The organism is Bradyrhizobium sp. USDA 4472, from assembly GCF_054058595.1.
Genome location: NZ_JBSSAM010000001.1, coordinates 6,800,107 through 6,821,109 on the forward strand (window position 1 = coordinate 6,800,107; position 21,003 = coordinate 6,821,109).

A 21,003-nucleotide genomic window follows, 5' to 3' on the forward strand; every position below is an offset into this window, starting at 1 on the left:
CATTACCAGCGCGGCTGACATGCGCAACATCGCATCACATGGGACCATGCCCATTCGTGCGTTGTCGTGAACGCAGTGGCGGGTTATCTCAGAGGCCCCGGTCCTCAGGCGCCCACATCTCGCGCAATTGCCGGCTTTTCAGGTCATTTTCCATGCAAGAACACACCAAATCCTCCACGCTCGAAAACGCTATTGCACTGCAAAAATACGGCGTCGGGCAGCCGGTCCGCCGCAAGGAGGACGACACGCTGGTGCGCGGCCAGGGCCGTTACACCGACGATTTCAACCTGCCTGGCCAGGCCTATGCCGTGATCGTCCGCTCGCCCCATGCCCACGGAATCATCCGCGGCATTGGAACCGACGCCGCCAGGGCGATGCCGGGCGTGCTGGGGGTGTGGACCGGCAAGGACATCGATGCCGCCGGCTATGGCCCCTTCACCTGTGGGCTGCCCCTGAAGAGCCGTGACGGCTCGCCCCTGCGCCAGACCAACCGCCAGCCGCTGGCGACCGACAAGGTCCGCTTCGTCGGCGATCCCGTCGCTTTCGTGGTGGCCGAGACGCTGGTCCAGGCACGCGATGCGGCCGAGGCGGTCGAGCTCGATATCGAGCCGCTGGCCGCGGTGACCGATCCCGAGGAGGCGGCAAAACCCGGCGCGCCGCAGCTCTACGACCACATCCCCAACAATGTCGCGCTCGACTATCACTATGGCGACACGGAGAAGGTGAACGCGGCCTTCGCAAGCGCAGCCCACGTCACCAGGATCGACATCGAGAACACCCGCGTTGCCGTGGTGTCGATGGAGCCGCGCGTCGGCCTTGCCTCCTACGACAAGGCGAGCGAGCGCTATACCATCCAGATGCCGACCCAGGGTGTTGCGGGCAACCGGACCAATCTCGCCAAGAACCTGAAGGTGCCGAACGAGAAGGTGCGCATCCTCACCGCCAATGTCGGCGGTTCCTTCGGCATGAAGAACGTCAACTATCCCGAATACATGTGCATCCTGTACGCGGCGAAGGCACTGGGACGTCCGGTGAAGTGGCTCGACGAGCGGTCGACCAGCTTTCTCTCCGACAGCCACGGCCGCGCCCAGCGGATCCATGCCGAGCTGGCGCTCGATGCCGAGGGGCACTTCCTCGCGGCAAAACTCTCCGGCTACGGCAATCTCGGCGCCTACATCACGGGCGTGGCGCCGAGCCCGCTCTCGCTCAACACCGGCAAGAACTTCTCCAGCGTCTATCGCACGCCGCTGATGGCGATCGACATCAAGACGGTTCTGACCAACACCACGCTGATGGGCGCCTATCGCGGCGCCGGCCGGCCCGAGGCGAATTACTACATGGAGCGGCTGATTGACCGCGCCGCCGATGAGATGGGCATCAACCGCCTGACGATGCGCAAGCGCAACTTCATCAAGCCGGACCAGATGCCGTTCGCCGCTTCCTCCGGCGTCACCTATGACAGCGGCGACTTCCAGGCCGTCTTCAGCAAGGCACTCGAACTCTCCGATCACGAGAATTTTGCCAAGCGCAAGAAGGAGAGCAGGAAGGCCGGCAAGCTGCGCGGCATCGCCGTCGGCTCGTATCTCGAGGTCACGGCACCGCCGGGCCCCGAGCTCGGCAAGATCGTGTTCGAGCCTGATGGCAGTGTGCAGCTGATCACCGGCACGCTCGACTACGGCCAGGGTCACGCCACGCCATTCGCACAGGTGCTGTGCGACCAGCTGGGCGTTCCCTTCGAGAGCGTGAAGCTGGTGCAGGGTGACAGCGACATCGTCCATACCGGCAACGGCACCGGCGGCTCGCGTTCGATCACCGCGAGCGGCATGGCGATCGTGGGCGCGGCCAAGCTCGTGATCGAGAAGGGCAAGCGCGCCGCCGCACACGTGCTGGAGGCTTCCGAAGCCGACATCGAGTTCGCCGACGGCCGCTTCACCATCGCCGGCACCGACCGGAGCATCGACATCATGGAGCTCGCCAAGCGCCTGCATGACGGCAAGGTGCCCGATGGCGTGCCCGACAGCCTCGACGTCGACCACACCAGCGACCCCGTGCCGTCGGCCTTCCCGAACGGCTGTCACGTGGCCGAGGTCGAGGTCGATCCTGAGACCGGCGTGGTGCAGATCGTGCGCTACAGCGCGGTGAACGACTTTGGCACGGTGATCAACCCGATGCTGGTCGCCGGCCAGCTCCACGGCGGGGTCGTCCAGGGCATCGGACAAGCCTTGATGGAGCATGTCCGCTACGACGAGAGCGGGCAGCCCATCACGGGCTCGCTGATGGACTACGCCCTGCCGCGGGCGGAGGACGTGCCGAACATGACGGTCGGTGACCACCCGGTGCCGGCCACGACCAATCCGCTCGGCAGCAAGGGCTGCGGCGAAGCCGGCTGCGCCGGTAGCCTGGCGACGGTCGTGAACGCGGTGCTCGATGCTCTTTCCGATTACGACATCAAGCATATCGACATGCCGTTGACCCCGGAGCGGGTGTGGCGGGCCATTCAGGACGCCAAGAGGAAGGCGGCGTAGGCGGCGCACGTTCTTCCGGTGGTCATGGCAGGGCCTGTCCCGGCCATCCACGCCTTAGCCACGAGGCACGAAGAACCTGGATGCCCGGGACAAGCCGGGCACAACGATGCGGATACGGCGCGGCTTTCCCGCGCTATGCCGCGGCCTCTTCGCGCGGTTGGTAGATTGCGGTGTGCTGGCAATGCGCGATCGGCGTCGTGCCGTTGGCGACGACGAGCGCGTCAAGCTCGACGAAGCGGTGGCCCTTCTTCTCGTAGTTCGCGGTGACCCTCGCCCGCGCGGCGATCTCGTCGCCGGCGCGCGCGGCGCACAGCAGCTGCATGCGGCTGCCGACGTGAATCCACGGGCCGAGAATCGTGTTGTCAGTCAGCACGCGGTTCATGACGCGCTGGATCAGGCCGGGATGGCCGAGCCCTTCGCGCGCAAAGATCGGATCGGTCTCCCTGACATCGGCGAGATAGCCTGTCGCATCCGGCCCGGACCAGCGGCGCGGCCTCGTCCCCAGCCATTTGCCCGTTGCGAAGATGTCAGAGCTGACCGGCTTGCGATCGGCCACCGCGCGGACTTCGACATAGTCACTCAACGACACCGCGGGCGCGGCCGCCGGCAAGGACGCCGTGCCCGTGGCGCAGAGCTCGGTGCGGCTGAACACCTCGATCGTCAGCAGGCCGTTATGCTCGGTGGCCTCGACATCGGCGGTCTCGCCGTCATAAACAGGCTTGATGAAACGCGCCTCGACCAGCCCGCGCGACAGGAAATCGCGGCCCCAGCGCGCCAGCGGCACGTGCATCATGTAGGCAAAGACATCGACGCCCGGGACCAGCCCGCCGGAGAAGCCGAAGCGGCGCGCCACGGCGTCGTCGTGCATCTTGTTTTCGGACTGTTTTGCGGTGTTGTAGGCCTCGACGCGGTAGGTTTCGAGCCGGTGCAGCATGGCTTGGCCACCCCAATGTTTTTGTTGTTTCTGGGCTGATCGTAGGGCCCCGGGAACACCGGTCAATCCCCTCGCCTTTGCGGCCCGAATGGGGTACCACGCGGCGAATGACCGACACCCCCACCCGCATCTATGTCGACGCCGACGCCTGTCCGGTGAAGGACGAGATTTATCGCGTCGCGCTCCGCCACGGCGTGCCCGTGAGCGTCGTCGCCGGCAGCTTGATTCGCGTGCCGCAGGACCCGTTGATCGAACGCATCGCGGCAGGTGCCGGCATGGACGCGGCCGACGACTGGATCGCGGAGAGGGCCAAGGCCGGCGACGTCGTCATCACCTCCGACATCCCTCTGGCGAGCCGCTGCGTGAAGGCCGGCGCCGACGTGATCGCACCGAACGGCAAGCCGTTCACCGAAGAGTCGATCGGCATGACGCTGGCGGTGCGCAATCTCATGACGGATCTGCGCTCGGCCGGCGAGGTCACCGGCGGCCCGCGCTCGTTCTCGCCGCGCGACCGCTCGACATTTCTCTCGGCGCTGGATCAGACGCTGCGCCGGATCCAGCGTCGCCGCGCCGATCAGGCCGCAACAAGTCAGGGCTGAGGATGGCGCCGCCGCTGATTCAACTGAAAGACATCAAGCTCACCTTCGGCGGCACGCCGCTGCTGTCGGGCGTCGAACTCAATGTCGCGCCATCCGAGCGCGTCTGCCTGATCGGCCGCAACGGCTCGGGCAAGTCGACGCTGCTCAGGATCGTGGCCGGCCTGGTCGAGCCTGACGGCGGCACCCGCTTCGTGCAGCCCGGCGCGACCGTTCGCTATCTGCCGCAGGAGCCTGATTTCGGCGAGCACAAGACCCTGCTCGCCTATGTCGAGGCCGGTCTCGCGCCCGGCGACGATCCGTATCAGGCGCGCTACCTGGTCGAGCGGCTCGGGCTCACCGGCAACGAGAACCCGGCCGACGTCTCCGGCGGCGAGGCCCGCCGTGCGGCGCTGGCACGGGTGCTGGCGCCCTCGCCCGACATTTTGCTGCTGGACGAGCCGACCAACCATCTCGATCTCTCCACCATTGAATGGCTGGAAAGCGAGCTCGACTCCCGGCGCAGCGCGCTCGTCATCATCAGCCACGACCGCCGCTTCCTCACCAATCTGTCGCGCTCCACCGCTTGGCTCGACCGCGGCAAGATCAAGCAAATCGACCGAGGCTTTGCCTCGTTCGAGAGCTGGCGCGACGAGGTGCTGGCGGAGGAAGAGCGCGACCAGCACAAGCTCGACCGCAAGATCGTCGACGAGGAGCACTGGCTGCGCCACGGCGTCTCCGGCCGGCGCAAGCGCAACGTCAAGCGGCTCGGCAATCTGCACGCGTTGCGCGAGCAGCGCCGAAATTACCGCGGCACCGCCGGCAGCGCCAATCTTGCCGCGGCGGAAGCGGAGCAATCGGGCAAGCTCGTGATCGAGGCGAAGGGCGTCACCAAGGCCTTTGGCGAGCGCGTGATCGTCGATAGTTTCTCCACCCGGATCCAGCGCGGCGACCGGCTCGGTATCGTTGGCCCGAACGGCGCCGGCAAGACCACGCTCGTCAACCTGCTCACCGGCGGGGCGCAGCCGGACACCGCAACGGTGCGGCTTGGCGCCAATCTCGAGATGGCGACGCTCGACCAGCACCGTGAAAGCCTCGACCCGAAATCGACGCTGGCCGAGGCGCTGACCGGCGGCCGCGGCGACCAGATCATGGTGGGCGGCAAGCCGAAGCACGTCGTCGGCTACATGAAGGACTTTCTGTTCGCGCAGGAGCAACGCAACACGCCCTTGGAGGTTCTGTCGGGCGGCGAGCGCGGACGGCTGATGCTGGCGCGCGCGCTGGCAAAGCCCTCGAATTTGCTGGTGCTGGACGAGCCGACCAACGATCTCGACCTGGAGACCCTCGACGTGCTCGAAGACATGCTCGGCGACTACGAGGGCACCGTGATACTGATCAGCCATGATCGCGACTTCCTCGACCGCGTCGTCACCTCGGTGATCGCGCCGGAGGGCAATGGCAAGTGGATCGAATATGCCGGCGGCTATAGCGACATGCTGGCGCAGCGTGGCGCGGATTTGAAGCGCGAAACGTCGAAGGCACGAGCTCCTGCGGAGAAGAAAGAGGAGCGTCCCGCTGCTCCCTCGTCCGCTGCCAAGCGCAAGCTCAGCTTCAACGAAAAGCACGCGCTGGAAACGCTGCCGAAGAGGATGGAGACCCTGCACGCCGACATCGCGAAACTGCAGCGTGTGCTTGACGATCCCAATCTCTACGCCAGGGATCGCAAGACATTCGACGATACCTCGGCTGCGATCGCCAAGGCACATGATGAATTGTCAGCAGCTGAAGAGCGCTGGCTTGAACTCGAAATGCTTCGCGAAGAGATAGAACAGGCTTGACCCATGACAACGACCCTTGCTGCAAAGATCGCCCGCGAATACGGCACGCCGTGCGCCGTCATCGACATGGACAAGGTCGAGCGCAACATCGCGCGGATCCAGAAGGCTTGCGACGAGGCTGGCGTCGCCAACCGGCCGCATATCAAGACGCACAAGAACCCGACCCTTGCCAAGATGCAGGTCGCGGCCGGCGCCAAGGGCATCACCTGCCAGAAGATCGGCGAGGCCGAGATCATGGCCAATGCCGGCATCGACGACATCCTGATCAGCTACAATCTGCTCGGCGAAGAGAAGATGGCGCGGCTGGGCGCGCTGAATGCCAAGACCAGCATGACGGTCGCCGCCGACAATCCGACCGTGGTTGCCGGCCTGCCCAAGGCCGCCGCGGCCTCGGGCCGTCCGCTCTCGGTCGTTGTGGAATGCGATACGGGCCGCAAGCGCGCGGGCGTCGAGACGCCGGCGGAGGCGATCGCGCTCGCACGCGAAATTGCCGCGTCCAAGGGCTTGGAGTTTGCCGGCTTCATGCTCTACCCGACCGAAACAGGCTGGGGCGATGCGCAGAAATTCTTCGACGAGGCGCTGGCCGGTGTGCGCGCGCACGGGCTCGACGCGAAGATCGTCTCGACCGGCGGCACGCCGAACCTCGTCAATATCGGCAAGCTCAGGGGCGGCACCGAGCACCGCTTCGGCACCTATATCTATAACGACCGCATGCAGGTCGCAGCCGGCTCCGCCACCTGGGACGACTGCGCGCTGCACGTCTATTCGACGGTGGTGAGCCGTGCCGCCCCCGAGCGCGGCATTCTCGATGCCGGCTCGAAGACGCTCACGACGGATACCGGCGGGCTCGACGGCCACGGCCTGATCCTGGAGCACCCCGAGGCCAAGATCGCCCGCTTCGCCGAGGAGCACGGCTTTCTCGACCTCTCCCGCAGCAACACGCGACCAAGCGTCGGCGACGTCGTCCGCATCGTGCCGAACCACGTCTGCGTCGTCGTCAACATGATGGACGAGGTGGTGATGGTCCGCGGCGAGGAGATCATCGGCACGCTGCCGGTGGCCGCGCGGGGGAAGCTGCGCTAGGCGCGCTGCTCGCACAACCGTCATTGCGAGGAGCCCTTGCGACGAAGCAATCCAGACTACCTCCGCACAGAGATTCTGGATTTGCTTCGCTGCGCTCGCAATGACGGTGGTGAGCGTTTCAGCCAGTCCAGCGCACCCCTGCCCGCAGCCGCCCCCGTCGCGAACGAGGCCTGCAGCAGGTAGCCCCCAGTCGGCGCCTCCCAGTCCAGCATCTCGCCGGCGGCGAACACGCCGGGCAGTTTGCGCAGCATGAATTTTTCATCGAGCTCGTCGAAGGCAATGCCGCCCGCGGTCGAGATGGCGCGCCCGATCGGGGCGACGCCGGTGAGCCGAACCGGAATGGCGTTCACCAGATCCGCAAGCTCCACCGGCGAGAACACGGCCAGTGGCCGGCCGGACGCAATGGCCGCTTCCTGCATCAGGCCAATGCCGACCGGCGACAATTGCGCCGCCTTGCGCAGGAAATTTGCCAGAGACTGCTTGCCGCGCGTGCCTGACAGCCGCGTGGCCAGCGCCTCCGTGGTGAGATCCGGCCTCAATGCGATCGTCAATGTCGCCTGCCCGATCCCCAGCACCGCCTCGCGCAGCTCCGCCGATAGCGCATAGACCGCGCCGCCCTCGATGCCGGCCCGGGTGATCATTGCTTCGCCGCGCACCGTGTGCGCGCCGACCGTCAGCGCCACGCCCTTGAGCGGCTGGCCTTCGAAGCGATCGCGGAAGACGTCGGACCATGAGACCGTGAAGCCGGAATTGGCCGGCCGCAGCTCCGAGACAGCAATGCCTTTTGCGGCGAGACAATCGACCCACGCGCCATCCGAGCCGAGCCGCGGCCAGCTGGCGCCGCCCAGCGCGAGCACGGTTACCTTGGACGCGACGGCTCGCGTGCCGTCGGGCGTTTGAAATTGCAGCCGCCCATTACCGTCCCAACCGGCCCAACGATGGCGAAATGCGAACTGCACGCCAGCGGCATCGAGCCGCCGCAGCCAGGCGCGCAGCAAGGGCGAAGCCTTGAAGGTTTTTGGAAACACCCGCCCGCTGCTGCCGACGAAGGTCGGCTGTCCAAGCGCTGCGCTCCAGTCGCGCAGCGCCTCGGGCGGAAACGCCTCGACCGCGGAGCGCAAGTGCGGCATCGCTTCGCGGTAACGGGGGAGGAAATCCGGCAGCGCCTCGCTGTGAGTCAGGTTGAGCCCACCACGGCCGGCCATCAGGAATTTGCGGCCCGCAGACGGCATTGCGTCGAAGACGGTGACGCGGGCACCGCCCGATGCGAGCACCTCCGCCGCCATCAGCCCGGCTGGACCAGCACCGATGACGGCGACGTCAGTCAGAGCTTGATCCCCGCGCGCGCCGCGGCCTGCGCGACGTATTTCTGCGTCTGCTCGAATGCGCCGGCCAGCGCCTTGGCCTTCGACATGTCGCTGATCTCTGCGAAACGCGCGGCGATTGCGTCAGGCGTCCAGTCGGCCTCCGGCAGGTTGATGCCCTCGCTCTCGATGATCTTGATCACGGCGAAGGAGCCTGCACCGGCGCCCATGATGGTGCGGGTCGGGGCGTCCTCGCTCAGCATGTACTCGACCGCGGGCGTGATCGCGTTGGGCTTCATCAGCTGCAGCGCCTGCGGCGGCAGCAGCTCTTCGGTCATGCGGGTGGCGGCCGTGGGCGAGATGATGTTGACGCGGATGTTGTTCTTGCGGCCTTCCTCGGCGAGCACGTTCATCAGGCCGACCATGCCCGACTTGGCCGCGCCGTAATTGGCCTGGCCGAAATTGCCGTACAGGCCGGAGGACGAGGTCGTCAACACGATACGACCATAGTTGCGGTCGCGCATGCCGGCCCAGACCGCCTTGCAGCAATAGAACGTGCCGACCAGATGCACGTCGAGCACCTTCTGAAAATCGGCCGCTTCCATCTTGCCGAACGACTTGTCGCGTAGGATGCCGGCATTGGCACACATGATGTCGACGCTGCCCCATTCCTTGGTGGCGCGCTCGACCATGGCGGTGACCTGCTCGAAATTCGAGACGTCGGCGCCGTCGGCCATCGCGTTGCCGCCGGCTTTGCGGATCTCCTCGACCACGGCTTCAGCCGGCGAGAGCGAGGCGCCGGTGCCGTCACGCGCGCCGCCGAAATCGTTGACCACGACTTTGGCGCCGCGGCTCGCAAGACCCAGCGCGTGCGCGCGTCCGAGACCATTGCCTGCGCCGGTGACGATGGCGACGCGTCCGTCGAACCTGATTGGCATTTGAAACAGTCTCTGTTCTTGCCTTCTCCCCCTTGTGGGAGAAGGTGGCGCGGAGCGCCGGATGAGGGGTCTCTCTCGGCAGGTGCGCTCGCGGAGAGAGACCCCTCACCCGCCTCGCGTTCCGCGAGGCACCCCTCTCCCACAAGGGGAGAGGATTAGGACCTCGCTTTCAGTCGCTTTTTGAGCAGCGATGCATGGCTGGGTCAAGCCCGGCCATAACGGCCTCGGCCTACGCGAAATAGATCAGGCCAAGCCAGTCCGCGACCAGCGCGGGCTTGTCCTCGCCTTCGATCTCCACCGTCACGTTGGTGCGCGACTGCAACTCGTTCGGCTTGCGCAGCTTGGCCTCCGCCAGCACGAAACGGCCACGAACGCGCTTGCCCGAGCGCACCGGCGAGATGAAGCGCAGCTTGTCGAAGCCGTAATTGACGCCCATCGTGGTGCCGGCGATCACAGGCATCACCTCATAGGACATGATCGACAGCAGCGACATCGTGAGAAAACCGTGCGCGATCGTGGTGCCGAAGGAGGTTTCCTTCTTCGCGCGTTCCGGATCGACGTGGATAAACTGGTGATCCTCGATCACAGCGGCGTAGGTGTCGATGCGGGGCTGGTCGATCAGGTGCCAGGACGACACCCCGATCTCCTTGCCGACCATGGCCTGATAGGCCTCCAGCGTGATCGGCGGCTTCTTCCAGATTTCGTTCACTCAGGTCTCACTTCTCGTTTTCGGCAGCTCCGGAAAGTCCTCCTCACGGAATTCCCGGCCGCGCAGCGGGTCGTCGCGATCATTGTCGCGTTCGAGCCGTCGTAGCTGCACGCGGCGGATTTTGCCAGAGATCGTCTTCGGCAGCTCCGTGACGATCTCGAGCCGGCGAATGCGCTTGAACGGCGCAAGCCGCGTGTGCAGGTGCTTGAAGATGGAGAGTGCCGTCTCCGGCGTCCGCTCCGCGCCCGAGGTCAGCAGCACGAAGGCCTTGGGGATCGCGAGCCGGATCGGATCCGGGCTCGGCACCACGGCGGCTTCCGCCACGAGCTCGTGCTCCAGCAGCACGCTCTCCAATTCGAAGGGGCTGATGCGATAGTCGGAGGATTTGAACACGTCGTCGGAGCGGCCGACGAAGGTGAGATAGCCGTCCTCGTCAGCGAACACCACGTCGCCGCTGCGATAGAGCTCGCCTTCGGCGCCGGAGAGCCTGCCGTCGTCGCCCTGATAGCCCTGCATCAGGCCGGCAGGACGATCCGCGCCCAGCAGCAAGGCCACCTCGCCCTCCTTGGCGGGATGGCCATCGGCATCGCTGACCTGCACGCGATAGCCCGGCAGCGGCCGGCCCATGGAGCCGACCTTGATCTTCTGGCCCGGCGAATTGCCGGCAAGCGCCGTGGTCTCGGTCTGGCCGTAGCCATCACGGATCGTGAGGCCCCAGGCGGCCTGCACCTGATCGATCACTTCAGGATTGAGCGGCTCGCCGGCGCCGCAGACTTCGCGCAGGCTCACGTTGAACGACGCAAGATTTTCCTGGATGAACAGCCGCCACACCGTCGGCGGCGCGCACAGCGTGGTGACGCCGCAGCGGCCGATGGTGGCGAGCAGCCCCTTGGCGTCGAAGCGCGGCTGGTTGACCACGAACACGGTGGCGCCGGCATTCCACGGCGCGAAGAAACAGCTCCAGGCATGCTTGGCCCAGCCGGGCGAGGAAATGTTGAGGTGGATGTCGCCTGGCTGCAGTCCGATCCAGTACATGGTCGAGAGATGCCCGACAGGGTAGCTGCGCTGGCTGTGCCGGACCAGCTTTGGCTTTGCCGTGGTGCCCGAGGTGAAATAGAGCAGCATCGGGTCGTCGGCGTTGGTCGGACCGTCGGGCGTGAAACTCTCTGAAGTCTTCGCCGCCTGCTCAAAAGCGAGCCAGCCGTCGGAGGCCGCACCTACGACGATGCGGACGATGTTCCCGGCACCAAGGCCTGCGAATTTCGCGACCTGGTCTTCCGCAGCAACCAGTGCCTTCGCCCTTCCACGATCGAGCCGGTCGCGCAGCTCGTCGGCGGTGAGCAGCGTGGTCGCGGGAATGACGACGACGCCGAGCTTGATCGCCGCCAGCATCGTCTCCCACAGCGGAACCACATTGCCGAGCAGCAGCAGGAGATGGTCGCCGCGCTTGAGGCCTTGCGCACGGAGAAAGTTGGCGACCTGGTTGGAACGCTTCGAGAGCGCCGCGAAGGATAGTTTTGTCTGCTTGTCCAGTGCGGCATCGACAATCCAGAGCGCGGGCCGGTCCTTGGCATCCGTATCCTTCGCGAGCTCGTCGAACCAGTCGAGCGCCCAGTTGAAGGGGACCGGATCGGGCCAGCGGAAATCCCTGACCGCTGTTTCGTAATCCGTGCGGTGCTGAAGAAGAAACGCGCGCGCGTCCTGAAACGTCGTCATTGGGCTTTCCCGGCTAGCCCCCTAACGTGCTTGATAATTCCGGAAAAATCCACCCCGCCCTGGCCGGCTGCGTCGAAAGACTGATAGATCTCCTGTGCATGCTTGCCGAGCGGCGTCGCGGCGCCGGCGGCCTTGGCGGCGTCCTGCGCCAGCGTCAGGTCCTTCACCATCAGCGCCGAGGCGAAGCCCGGCTTGTAGTCGTTGTTGGCGGGCGAGGTCGGCACCGGGCCGGGAACCGGACAATAGGTGGTCAGCGACCAGCACTGACCCGACGAGGTCGAGGCGACGTCGAACAGCGCCTGATGCGAGAGGCCAAGCTTTTCGCCGAGTGCAAAGGCTTCGCTCACCGCGATCATGGAAATGCCGAGGATCATGTTGTTGCAGATCTTGGCCGCCTGCCCGGCGCCGGCGCCGCCGCAATGCACGATCTTCTTGCCCATTTTTTCCAGCACGGGCCTGGCTGCCGCGAACGCGTCCTCCTCGCCGCCGCACATGAAGGTGAGCGTCGCCCCCTTGGCACCGCCGGTCCCGCCGGAAACCGGCGCGTCGACCGAGAGCACGCCATTCCTGGCCGCGAGCGCATGCGCGGCCCTCGCGCTTTCGACGTCAATGGTGGAGCTGTCGATGATCAGCGCACCCTTGGTCATGGCGGGCACGACCTCGTTCCAGACGCTGAGCACATGCTTGCCTGCCGGGAGCATGGTGACGACGACATCGGCGCCCTTCACCGCGCCCGATGCGCTATCAGCGATGCCGGCGCCGTCGGCCTTGGCTTGATTGCGGGAGGCCTCGACGAGATCGAACGCCACCACCTTGTGGCCGGCCTTGACCAGGTTGGCGGCCATCGGACCGCCCATGTTGCCGAGACCGATGAATGCGACCGTGGCCATCTTCGTTTCCTCCAGATGTAGCGTTGATCAATTGAACTTCAGCTCGTCGGCGCCGATCTCGGCGAAGTAAGGCGCAAGCATTTGCGGCGTTACATCCTCGACCCGCGGCGGCGACCAGGTCGGATTGCGGTCCTTGTCGATGACAGCGGCGCGCACGCCCTCGCGGAAGTCATCGCTGCGGAACACTTCACAGGCGGCCCGATATTCGCGCACCAGGCATTCTTCCAGACTTGACGCGGTCCGCGCGAGCCGCAGCAATTTCAGCGTCACCACCATGCCGCGCGGCGATTTTTCGGAGAGCGTCTTCAGCGTCGCCAGCGCGAATTCGGACCCGTCGCGCTTCAGCGCGGCAAAAATGTCTTCCATGCGGTCGAAGCCGAACAGCGCGTCGATCACAGGCTCTTTGGCGGCGACCGGTCCCGCGATCTCACCGGTCGCAAAACCGTTGATGAGCCTGCTGACATCGGCCGCAGTGGCGTCTTGGCGAACCTTGGTCAGAGCCGCGCGCAGCTCCGGCCATTTGGCCGCAGATACCACCACGTCAGCGAATTTCGCGTGGACCGCATCAGGGCCGTTCATGGTCTGGCCAGTCAGGCCGAAATAAGTGCCAATCTCGCCGGGCGAACGCGACAGCAGAAAGGTGCCGCCGACATCGGGGAAGAAACCGAGCCCGACCTCGGGCATCGCGAGCTTGGTGCGATCAGTGACGATCCGATGGCTGGCATGGCCCGAGAGGCCGACGCCGCCGCCCATCACCAGGCCATCCATGAAGGCGACGTAGGGCTTCGGATATTTCGCGATCCGCGCGTTCATGACGTATTCCTGGCGCCAGAACCTGGCGCCGAGATCGCCGCCCTCGCGCGAGCTCTCCCAGAGGCCGCGGATGTCGCCGCCGGCGCAGAGGCCGCGCTCGCCTGCGCCTTCCAGGATGATCACAGCGACGTCAGGATCGGTCTCGAATCTATCAAGCGCCGCGTCGATGCCTTCCGACATCTCCAGCGTCATGGCGTTGATCGCCTTGGGACGATTGAGGCGGATCACGCCTGCCGCGCCCTCGCGGCGAACGATCAGATCGCCCTCTTCCGCTCCACTCATCGCGCGCCCTCGATCAATCTGCGCGCCACGATGAGCCGCATGATTTCATTGGTGCCTTCGAGGATCTGGTGCACGCGCAGATCGCGCACGATCTTCTCGATGCCGTATTCGCTGAGATAACCGTAGCCGCCGTGAAGCTGGAGCGCGTGGTTGGCGACCTCGAAACCCACATCGGTACCGAAGCGTTTTGCCATGGCGCAGAGCATGGTGGCGTCGGGAGCTTTTCGGTCGAGCGCCGCCGCGGCGCGCCACAGGAAGGTACGCGCGGCCTCCAGCTCGATCGCCATGTCGGCGAGGCGGAATTGCAGCGCCTGGAATTCGTCGAGGCGTTTTCCAAACGCCTTGCGCTCTGTCATATAGGCGCGCGCCTTGTCGAGCGCCGTTTGGGCACCACCAACCGAACAAGCCGTGATGTTGAGACGGCCCCCGTCAAGCCCCGCCATCGCGATCTTGAAACCCACGCCCTCCTCGCTCAGCCTGTTGGCAACAGGCACGCGGGCGTTCTCGAAGATCACGGCGCGGGTCGGCTGCGCGTTCCAGCCCATTTTGCGCTCGTTGGCACCGAACGAGACACCCGGCGTCTTCCCGTCAATGACGAGGGTCGAGATGCCGTTGGGACCGTCACCGCCGGTGCGAACCATCGCGACCAGCAGATCGGTACCACCGGCGCCGGAGATGAATTGCTTCTGGCCGTTGAGCACATAGTGATCGCCGTCGCGCATCGCCCGGGTGCGAAGCGCCGCCGCATCCGACCCAGCGCCCGGCTCGGTCAGGCAATAGCTCGCGATCAGCTCCATGGTGCAGAGCCTTGGCAGCCATTGAGCGCGCTGGGCATCGCTGCCGAAGGCATCGATCATCCAGCTCGCCATGTTATGGATGGAGATGAAGGCCGAAATGGTCGGGCAGCCCGTCGCCAGCGCCTCGAAGATCAGCGCCGCGTCGAACCGCGTCATGGCGGAGCCGCCGACATCCTCGCGGATGTAGATGCCGCCCATGCCGAGCGTGGCGGCCTCGCGCATGACCTCGACGGGGAAATGCTTCTCCTCGTCCCAGCGCAGCGCGTGCGGCGCGATCTTTTCGGCCGCAAACGCCAGCGCCATGTCGCGAACCGCGACTTGATCCTCATTCAGGGCGAACTGCATGCTGGGCTCCTCACCTTCCTCGTCATTGCGAGGAGCTCGTGACAAAATTGCGGAGCAATTTTGCACTGAAGCGACGAAGCAATCCAGACTGTCTCTGCGGAAAGGTTCCGGATTGCTTCGCTACGCTCGCAATGACGGGCTGCGCAACAGCCCTACTTCATCGTCGGGATCGAGAACTCCGCACCTTCCTTGACGCCGGACGGCCAGCGCGAGGTCACCGTCTTGGTCTTGGTGTAGAAGCGGATCGAGTCCGGGCCGTGCTGGTTGAGATCGCCGAAGCCCGACTTCTTCCAGCCGCCGAAGGTGTAGTAGGCGATCGGCACCGGGATCGGCACGTTGATGCCGACCATGCCGACATTCACCTTGGCCGCGAAGTCGCGCGCCGCGTCGCCGTCCCGGGTGAAGATCGCAACACCGTTGCCGTAATCATGGTCGGACGGCAGTGCCAGCGCTTCCTTGTAGTCATGCGCACGCACGACCGACAGAACGGGACCGAAGATTTCCTCCTTGTAGATTCGCATGTCCTTGGTGACGTTGTCGAACAGCGAACCGCCGAGATAGAAGCCCTTCTCGTAGCCCTGCATCTTGAAGCCGCGGCCGTCGACCGCGAGCGTCGCACCTTCCTTGATGCCGATGTCGATGTAGCTCTTGACCTTCTCGACCGCCTCGCGCGTGACCAGCGGACCGTAGTCGGCTGACGGATCGATCGAGGTGCCGATCTTGAGGCTCTCGACGCGCGGGATCAGCTTGTCCATCAGGCGATCCGCGGTGGTCTTGCCGACGGGAACGGCGACGGAGACGGCCATGCAGCGCTCGCCCGCCGAGCCGTAGCCGGCGCCGATCAGCGCGTCGACGGCCTGGTCCATGTCGGCATCAGGCATGATGATGGCGTGGTTCTTGGCGCCGCCAAAACACTGGCAGCGCTTGCCGGTCTGGGCGGCGCGCTCATAGATGTACTGCGCAATCGGCGTGGAGCCGACGAAGCCGATGGCCTTGACATCGGGATCGTCGAGGAGCGCGTCGACCGCTTCCTTGTCGCCGTTGACGACGTTGAGAATACCGGCCGGCAGGCCCGCCTCGATCATCAGCTCGGCAAGCTTCATTGGCACGCCGGGATCGCGCTCGGACGGCTTGAGGATAAAGGCGTTGCCGCAGGCGATCGCCGGGGCGAACTTCCACATCGGGATCATCGCCGGGAAATTGAACGGCGTGATGCCGGCGACGACGCCGAGCGGCTGGCGCAGCGAATAGATGTCGATCCCGGGACCGGCGCCCTCGGTGTACTCGCCCTTCATCAGATGCGGGATGCCGCAGGCGAATTCGGCGACCTCGAGACCACGCTGGATGTCGCCCTTGGCGTCGGGCACGGTCTTGCCGTGCTCGCGCGCGAGCAATTCGGCGAGCTTGTCGTAGTCGCGCTGCACCAGCTCGACGAATTTCGTCATCACACGGGCCCGGCGTTGCGGATTGGTCGCAGCCCATTCAGGCTGAGCCGCACGCGCGTTCTCGACGGCAGCGCGAACCTCGGCCTTCGAGGCGAGCGCGACCTTGGCCTGAACGTCACCGGTCATCGGCTCGAAGACGTCTGCCGTCCGGCCCGACGTGCCCTTCACTTCCTTGCCACCGATGAAATGTCCGACTGAACGCATGGAATGATCTCCTTGAGGGCGAGCTGGAACGCTTTGACAAATCCTATCGACCTGCATTTATTGGGATTCAAGTCTGATATATTGCACCATAGATGTGCGAAAATGCTGGATCAAGGCACCATCGATTGGGACGACTTTCGGTTCGTGCTGGCCATCGTGCGGGGCGGCTCGGTGTCGGCTGCGGCGAAGCAGCTCGGCGTCGACCATGCCACGGTGATCCGTCGGGTGGACCGGCTGGAAAAGCACCTCTCGGCCAAGCTGTTTGACCGGCGTAAGACCGGCTATCTCCTCACCGAGGCCGGCCAGCGCGTCGCCGACAGCGCGGAAGCCATGGAATCCACCATCGTCGCCAACCAGGAGCAGGTCGGCGGCTCGGTGGCGCGGCTGACCGGGACGGTGCGGATTGGCGCGCCTGACGGATTCGGCACCGCCTTCCTGGCGCCGCGGCTGGCGCCGTTCGCCGATCGCTATCCCGACCTCGATCTGCAACTTGTGGCGACGGCGCGGCTGTTCAGTCTCTCCAAGCGCGAGGCCGACATTGCGATCAGCCTGACCATGCCGAAGGAGGGCCGCATCGTCGGCCGCAAGCTGCTCGACTACCGCCTCGGGCTCTATGCGGCGCCAGCCTATCTCGACCGCTTCCCGAAAATCACCTCACGCGACGTACTGCCGCAACACCGCTTCGTCGGCTACATCGAGGAGCTGCTGTTCACGCCGGAGCTCGATTACCTGCCGCTGGTGTCGCCACGGATTTCAGCGCGGCTGCGCAGCGCCAATCTGATCGCGCAGCTCAATGCGACGCTCGCAGGCTTCGGCATCGCGGTGCTGCCGCATTTCATGGCCAGCGATTATCCGCAGCTCGTGGCGGTGCTGCCCGAGGAGGTCTCGATCGTCAGGACGTTCTGGATGCTGATGCATGCCGACAGCAAGGACCTGGCGCGGATCAGGGCCGTGGCGGATTACATCGGCGAGATCGTGGAGCGTGAGCGGGCTTTGTTCGCGGGACCGCAGACACCGCTCCCGCAAGAGCGGCATCCCGGCTAGCTCTGCTTCTTCTTGGCTGGTGCAGCCTTCACCGGCTCCCGCTTCGCCCCCTCCAGCGCGCTGTCCTTGCCCGCCTTCAGCACCTCATCCGACAGCTCGCTAGAGCCGGCGATGCGCGCCAGCAGCATGGTGCCGGCCATGGTCGCCAGCGTCGCGATCGCCTGCTTGCGCGCGGCCTTGCGCGGCATGTTCGGGATGAAATCGGTCATCATCTCGAGCATCTCGTCGAGCTTGCCGGCAAAGGCTTTTCGCGTCTTCGGGCTCTCGCGCGCGATCTCGGCGCCGAGCGCGGGGATCGAGCAGCCATGGCCGGGATTGTCCCGGTGCAAAGCCGAGAGGTAGGTCTCGACGATCTGCGCGAACTGCTTCTCGGGCGCGACTTGATCGGACTGCTTGCGCCAGTGTTCCATCGAGCGGTCCATGGCGTAGGCAAACGCCTCGATCACCAGGGCCTCTCGGGAATCGAAATGCGCGTAGAAGCCGCCATGGGTCAGGCCCGCCTCCTTCATGAGGTCGGCGACACCGATACCGTGGGCGCCCTTTTCGCGCAGCCGGATGGACGCCTTCTTCACGATGCGGTCGTGGGTTTCCTGCTTGTGTTCCCGGGAGTAGCGCATGCGGCTCTCATTGAATGTCGGAGGTCATCTCATAACACGAATATCGACCGGGCGGCGCATTAATTCCCGGTAAAATTGCCGCCGATCATTGAAAAGGTTGCAGTCGCATGGACTGCGAGGCTCCCCTTGCCGTCGCGCACAAAACCTTCGGTGTAGCTGGTCTGACGCCCGAGCTTGATCACCTTGCCCTCGGCCGAGATCAGCCCGGACCGCACGGAGAGCGGACGCAGGAAGGTCATTTTGAGGTCGAGCGTGACGGACCCCTGCCCCGCCTCCAATCTGGTCGAAACCGCACATCCCATCGCGGTGTCGAGGAGCGCGGCGGCCGTGGCGCCATGCAGCAGCCCGATGGTATTTTCGAGATCCTCGCGGGGCTCCAGTTCCATCACGATACGGCCCGGCTCGACCAGGGCCATGATGAACCCGATCAGCCTGGCGAAGGGCGGCGGCGGCAGCCGGCCGTCGCGGATGCCCAGCATGGCGTCCATGCCCGAGAGCCCCATCGCCACTTTCGCAACCGGTGCAGGCGCCTGCCACTCCACCACGCGCTCGCGCCGCTGCGCCGCCGAAAACAGGTCGAGTTCAGTGGGCTCAGTCATGGGTCGCCTCTTTATATGATTCATATCATACTATGCGGCGGACTTCGCACTTGCAACTCCGCCCTGCCGCTTGACAAGGGAGCCGTTTCGGCCCGGAAGTGATCCCGGCCGGCGCCCCTCGCCCTGGTCCGCGAAACCTTCGAGATCTCACGATGGACATGCTCAACGACCACTGCGGCGTGACGCGCGATGCGCGCGGCGTCGTCCATGTCGCGATCTGCAATGCCGGCACTCTGAACATTCTGGGCTCGCCCGTGACCGATGCGGTGCGCGAAGGCCTGCAGCGGCTCGCTGACGACCGCAGCATCCGCGTCGCCGTGCTGCGCGGCCAAAGCGAGAAGAGCATGATCGGCGGCGCCGACATCAAGGAGATGGCGAAGCTCGACCAGACGTCAGCCGAAGGCTTCATCAGCCGGCTGCGCGACCTCTGCGAAGCCGTACGCCAATTCCCTGCCCCCGTGATCGCACGCATGCCCGGCTGGTGCCTCGGCGGCGGGCTCGAGGTGGCGGCGGCCTGCGACTTCCGGATCGCCGCGCATGATGCGCATTTCGGCATGCCCGAGGTTCGCGTCGGCATTCCCTCGGTGATCCATGCCGCGCTCTTGCCGCGCCTGATCGGCTGGGCCCGCGCCCGCTGGCTGGTGATGACCGCGGAGAACATCGACGCGCCGACGGCGCTGGCCTGGGGCCTGGTCGACAAGGTCGCCGCGCCGGGCGGCCTCGACGGGGAGATCGAGCACCTGGTGAACGTCCTGCTCGAATGCGGCCCCGAAGCGCTGCGCTCGCAGAAGGCGCTGCTGCGGCAGTGGGAGGAACTGCCGCTGACCGAGTCGGTCAACCTCAGCGTCAAGGTGTTCGGCCAATCGTTCCTGACGGACGAGCCGACGCGACTGATGCAGGCGTTTGCGAACAGGAAGCGGTAAGCGGACGCCCTGCGATCACGCGACGACAATTCATCGGAACCACGACAATTTCTCATGCCGGGCACGGTTGCATTTTTTGCGCCGCATCATATGATGATCATCATCCAACGCCATCGCAGGGAGCTTCGTCATGGCTGAAACCGCCGATCCCGTCGTCATCGTCTCCGCCGCCCGCACCCCGCTCGGCCGCTTCATGGGCGAGTTGTCGCCGCTTGCCGCGCACAAGCTCGGATCGCATGTGATCAATGCCGCGCTGGAACGCGCCAAGCTTGCGCCCGAAAAGGTCGACGAGGTGTTCATGGGCTGTGTGCTGCCGGCCGGCCAGGGCCAGGCGCCGGCGCGTCAGGCGGCGCGAGCGGCGGGCCTCCCCGATGCCACCGGCGCCACCACCGTCAACAAGGTCTGTGGTTCCGGCATGAAGGCGACCATGCTGGCGCACGACATCATCCGCGCCGGCTCGGCCGGAATCGTCGTCTCCGGCGGCATGGAGAGCATGAGCAACGCGCCGTATCTGTTGGCGAAGGCACGCGGCGGCTATCGCGCCGGCCATGATCGCATCATCGACCACATGATGATGGACGGTCTCGAGGACGCCTACGAGACCGGCCGCTCCATGGGCGATTTCGGCGAAGCCACGGCCGAAGCCTATCAGTTCACCCGCAAGGACCAGGACGCCTACGCGATGGAAACGTTGGGCCGCGCGCGCAAGGCGGTCGAGGGCGGCGCGTTCAAGGCCGAGATCGCACCGATCACGCTGACCGAGAAGGCAGGTCCGCGCATCATCGCCAATGACGAGCATCCGCTGAAGGTCGATCCGGCCAAGATCCCCGGACTGAAGCCGGCCTTCCGCGCCAATGGCACCATCACGCCGGCGGCCTCCTCCGCCAACGCCGACGGCGCCGCAGCGCTGGTGCTGACGAAGCGGTCGCTCGCCGATCGCAATGGCCTGCAAGCGATTGCCGAGATCAAGGGCCATGCCACCCACAGCCAGGAGCCGCAATGGTTCACCACGGCGCCGATCCCGGCGATCCGAAAGCTGCTCGACAAGGTCGGCTGGAGCGCCGGTGACGTCGACCTGTTCGAGATCAACGAGGCCTTTGCCGTGGTGGCGATGGCGGCGCAGCGCGACCTCGGCATTCCCCGTGACAAGCTCAACATCAACGGCGGCGCTTGCGCGCTCGGTCATCCCATTGGCGCCACCGGCGCGCGGCTGATCGTAACGCTGCTGCATGCGCTCGAGGCCAACAACCTCAAGCGCGGCGTCGCGGCGCTTTGCATCGGCGGCGGCGAGGCCACTGCGATCGCGGTGGAGCGTCCCGCACTCTGACGCGCTGAAGTCCGAAAATGAGGGAAGTCCGTCATTTCAGACTTCCCGTTCCCGTGCCAGACTGCAACGATGACGCGGGTGTCCCTGACCCCGCC

18 protein-coding genes are annotated in these 21,003 nt (G+C 65.5%); 7 read left to right on the top strand and 11 right to left on the bottom strand.

Annotated features, from left to right (window positions below; translation table 11 throughout):
* The first annotated feature begins 152 nt into the window (after positions 1 to 152).
* Complete coding sequence (locus ACVWZ4_RS32125; RefSeq protein ID WP_456763627.1) at positions 153 to 2,525, top strand: xanthine dehydrogenase family protein molybdopterin-binding subunit; 2,373 nt, start codon at positions 153 to 155, stop codon at positions 2,523 to 2,525.
* A gap of 133 nt (positions 2,526 to 2,658) precedes the next feature.
* Here ACVWZ4_RS32125 and ACVWZ4_RS32130 read toward each other — a convergent pair whose 3' ends face one another.
* On the bottom strand, positions 2,659 to 3,459 hold the full coding sequence (locus ACVWZ4_RS32130; RefSeq protein ID WP_456741938.1) for a hypothetical protein: 801 nt from the start codon (positions 3,457 to 3,459) through the stop codon (positions 2,659 to 2,661).
* A 107-nt stretch (positions 3,460 to 3,566) separates the two neighbouring features.
* On the opposite strand from ACVWZ4_RS32130, the gene ACVWZ4_RS32135 reads away from it, so the two are divergent.
* The 3 genes from ACVWZ4_RS32135 to ACVWZ4_RS32145 are packed head-to-tail and all read left to right on the top strand — an operon-like array spanning position 3,567 to position 6,955.
* Positions 3,567 to 4,058 (top strand): YaiI/YqxD family protein, encoded by a 492-nt coding sequence (locus ACVWZ4_RS32135; protein WP_456703162.1) that lies wholly within the window; start codon positions 3,567 to 3,569, stop codon positions 4,056 to 4,058.
* A 2-nt stretch (positions 4,059 to 4,060) separates the two neighbouring features.
* Positions 4,061 to 5,872, top strand: coding sequence for an ABC-F family ATP-binding cassette domain-containing protein (locus ACVWZ4_RS32140; RefSeq protein ID WP_456790442.1), 1,812 nt, complete (start codon positions 4,061 to 4,063; stop codon positions 5,870 to 5,872).
* A 3-nt stretch (positions 5,873 to 5,875) separates the two neighbouring features.
* Positions 5,876 to 6,955, top strand: a complete 1,080-nt coding sequence (locus tag ACVWZ4_RS32145; protein ID WP_456703160.1) for a D-TA family PLP-dependent enzyme — start codon at positions 5,876 to 5,878, stop codon at positions 6,953 to 6,955.
* A gap of 56 nt (positions 6,956 to 7,011) precedes the next feature.
* Here ACVWZ4_RS32145 and ACVWZ4_RS32150 read toward each other — a convergent pair whose 3' ends face one another.
* The 8 genes from ACVWZ4_RS32150 to ACVWZ4_RS32185 all read right to left on the bottom strand — a co-directional run bounded on the left by ACVWZ4_RS32150 (position 7,012) and on the right by ACVWZ4_RS32185 (position 16,398).
* Positions 7,012 to 8,283, bottom strand: coding sequence for an NAD(P)/FAD-dependent oxidoreductase (locus ACVWZ4_RS32150; protein ID WP_456742297.1), 1,272 nt, complete (start codon positions 8,281 to 8,283; stop codon positions 7,012 to 7,014).
* The gene (locus tag ACVWZ4_RS32155) at positions 8,280 to 9,197 is read right to left on the bottom strand and encodes an SDR family NAD(P)-dependent oxidoreductase (protein ID WP_456741940.1); all 918 of its coding nucleotides are present in this window, start codon (positions 9,195 to 9,197) and stop codon (positions 8,280 to 8,282) included. Before ACVWZ4_RS32155 ends, ACVWZ4_RS32150 begins: the two co-directional genes overlap by 4 nt.
* Positions 9,198 to 9,426: 229 nt before the next feature.
* Positions 9,427 to 9,906, bottom strand: coding sequence for a MaoC family dehydratase (locus ACVWZ4_RS32160; protein WP_456734880.1), 480 nt, complete (start codon positions 9,904 to 9,906; stop codon positions 9,427 to 9,429).
* Complete coding sequence (locus ACVWZ4_RS32165) at positions 9,907 to 11,622, bottom strand: AMP-binding protein (RefSeq protein ID WP_456741941.1); 1,716 nt, start codon at positions 11,620 to 11,622, stop codon at positions 9,907 to 9,909.
* On the bottom strand, positions 11,619 to 12,527 hold the full coding sequence (mmsB, locus tag ACVWZ4_RS32170; protein ID WP_456742298.1) for a 3-hydroxyisobutyrate dehydrogenase: 909 nt from the start codon (positions 12,525 to 12,527) through the stop codon (positions 11,619 to 11,621). Before mmsB ends, ACVWZ4_RS32165 begins: the two co-directional genes overlap by 4 nt.
* Before the next feature lie 12 nt (positions 12,528 to 12,539).
* Positions 12,540 to 13,607, bottom strand: coding sequence for an enoyl-CoA hydratase/isomerase family protein (locus ACVWZ4_RS32175; protein WP_456741942.1), 1,068 nt, complete (start codon positions 13,605 to 13,607; stop codon positions 12,540 to 12,542).
* Entirely contained in the window at positions 13,604 to 14,749 is a 1,146-nt protein-coding gene (locus tag ACVWZ4_RS32180; RefSeq protein WP_456741943.1) for an isobutyryl-CoA dehydrogenase, read from the bottom strand. Before ACVWZ4_RS32180 ends, ACVWZ4_RS32175 begins: the two co-directional genes overlap by 4 nt.
* Positions 14,750 to 14,901: 152 nt before the next feature.
* Positions 14,902 to 16,398 carry a CoA-acylating methylmalonate-semialdehyde dehydrogenase gene (locus ACVWZ4_RS32185; RefSeq protein WP_456703154.1) on the bottom strand — a complete coding sequence of 499 codons (1,497 nt, stop codon included), beginning with the start codon at positions 16,396 to 16,398 and terminating at the stop codon, positions 14,902 to 14,904.
* 102 nt (positions 16,399 to 16,500) lie between these two features.
* On the opposite strand from ACVWZ4_RS32185, the gene ACVWZ4_RS32190 reads away from it, so the two are divergent.
* The gene (locus ACVWZ4_RS32190; protein ID WP_456703153.1) at positions 16,501 to 17,442 is read left to right on the top strand and encodes a LysR family transcriptional regulator; all 942 of its coding nucleotides are present in this window, start codon (positions 16,501 to 16,503) and stop codon (positions 17,440 to 17,442) included.
* Here ACVWZ4_RS32190 and ACVWZ4_RS32195 read toward each other — a convergent pair.
* Both ACVWZ4_RS32195 and ACVWZ4_RS32200 read right to left on the bottom strand, forming a co-directional pair.
* The gene (locus ACVWZ4_RS32195; protein ID WP_456703152.1) at positions 17,439 to 18,059 is read right to left on the bottom strand and encodes a TetR/AcrR family transcriptional regulator; all 621 of its coding nucleotides are present in this window, start codon (positions 18,057 to 18,059) and stop codon (positions 17,439 to 17,441) included. The two genes, ACVWZ4_RS32190 and ACVWZ4_RS32195, sit on opposite strands and share 4 nt — an antisense overlap.
* A 59-nt stretch (positions 18,060 to 18,118) precedes the next feature.
* Complete coding sequence (locus ACVWZ4_RS32200; RefSeq protein WP_456741944.1) at positions 18,119 to 18,658, bottom strand: PaaI family thioesterase; 540 nt, start codon at positions 18,656 to 18,658, stop codon at positions 18,119 to 18,121.
* A 152-nt stretch (positions 18,659 to 18,810) separates the two neighbouring features.
* Here ACVWZ4_RS32200 and ACVWZ4_RS32205 point away from each other — a divergent pair, with 152 nt between their 5' ends.
* Together ACVWZ4_RS32205 and ACVWZ4_RS32210 are read left to right on the top strand one after the other, a co-directional pair.
* The gene (locus ACVWZ4_RS32205; RefSeq protein ID WP_456703150.1) at positions 18,811 to 19,581 is read left to right on the top strand and encodes an enoyl-CoA hydratase; all 771 of its coding nucleotides are present in this window, start codon (positions 18,811 to 18,813) and stop codon (positions 19,579 to 19,581) included.
* Between the two features lie 130 nt (positions 19,582 to 19,711).
* Complete coding sequence (locus ACVWZ4_RS32210) at positions 19,712 to 20,908, top strand: acetyl-CoA C-acyltransferase (RefSeq protein WP_456703149.1); 1,197 nt, start codon at positions 19,712 to 19,714, stop codon at positions 20,906 to 20,908.
* The last annotated feature ends 95 nt before the right edge of the window (positions 20,909 to 21,003 follow it).

Coding starts and splice junctions, on each gene's coding strand:
- ACVWZ4_RS32180 (WP_456741943.1), bottom strand. CDS start 14,749: ATGCAGTTCGCCCTGAATGAGGATCAAGTCGCGGTTCGCGACATGGCG.
- ACVWZ4_RS32190 (WP_456703153.1), top strand. CDS start 16,501: ATGCTGGATCAAGGCACCATCGATTGGGACGACTTTCGGTTCGTGCTG.
- ACVWZ4_RS32130 (WP_456741938.1), bottom strand. CDS start 3,459: ATGCTGCACCGGCTCGAAACCTACCGCGTCGAGGCCTACAACACCGCA.
- ACVWZ4_RS32210 (WP_456703149.1), top strand. CDS start 19,712: ATGGCTGAAACCGCCGATCCCGTCGTCATCGTCTCCGCCGCCCGCACC.
- ACVWZ4_RS32155 (WP_456741940.1), bottom strand. CDS start 9,197: ATGCCAATCAGGTTCGACGGACGCGTCGCCATCGTCACCGGCGCAGGC.
- ACVWZ4_RS32205 (WP_456703150.1), top strand. CDS start 18,811: ATGGACATGCTCAACGACCACTGCGGCGTGACGCGCGATGCGCGCGGC.
- ACVWZ4_RS32125 (WP_456763627.1), top strand. CDS start 153: ATGCAAGAACACACCAAATCCTCCACGCTCGAAAACGCTATTGCACTG.
- ACVWZ4_RS32185 (WP_456703154.1), bottom strand. CDS start 16,398: ATGCGTTCAGTCGGACATTTCATCGGTGGCAAGGAAGTGAAGGGCACG.
- ACVWZ4_RS32145 (WP_456703160.1), top strand. CDS start 5,876: ATGACAACGACCCTTGCTGCAAAGATCGCCCGCGAATACGGCACGCCG.
- ACVWZ4_RS32195 (WP_456703152.1), bottom strand. CDS start 18,059: ATGCGCTACTCCCGGGAACACAAGCAGGAAACCCACGACCGCATCGTG.
- ACVWZ4_RS32175 (WP_456741942.1), bottom strand. CDS start 13,607: ATGAGTGGAGCGGAAGAGGGCGATCTGATCGTTCGCCGCGAGGGCGCG.
- ACVWZ4_RS32140 (WP_456790442.1), top strand. CDS start 4,061: ATGGCGCCGCCGCTGATTCAACTGAAAGACATCAAGCTCACCTTCGGC.
- ACVWZ4_RS32200 (WP_456741944.1), bottom strand. CDS start 18,658: ATGACTGAGCCCACTGAACTCGACCTGTTTTCGGCGGCGCAGCGGCGC.
- ACVWZ4_RS32135 (WP_456703162.1), top strand. CDS start 3,567: ATGACCGACACCCCCACCCGCATCTATGTCGACGCCGACGCCTGTCCG.
- ACVWZ4_RS32165 (WP_456741941.1), bottom strand. CDS start 11,622: ATGACGACGTTTCAGGACGCGCGCGCGTTTCTTCTTCAGCACCGCACG.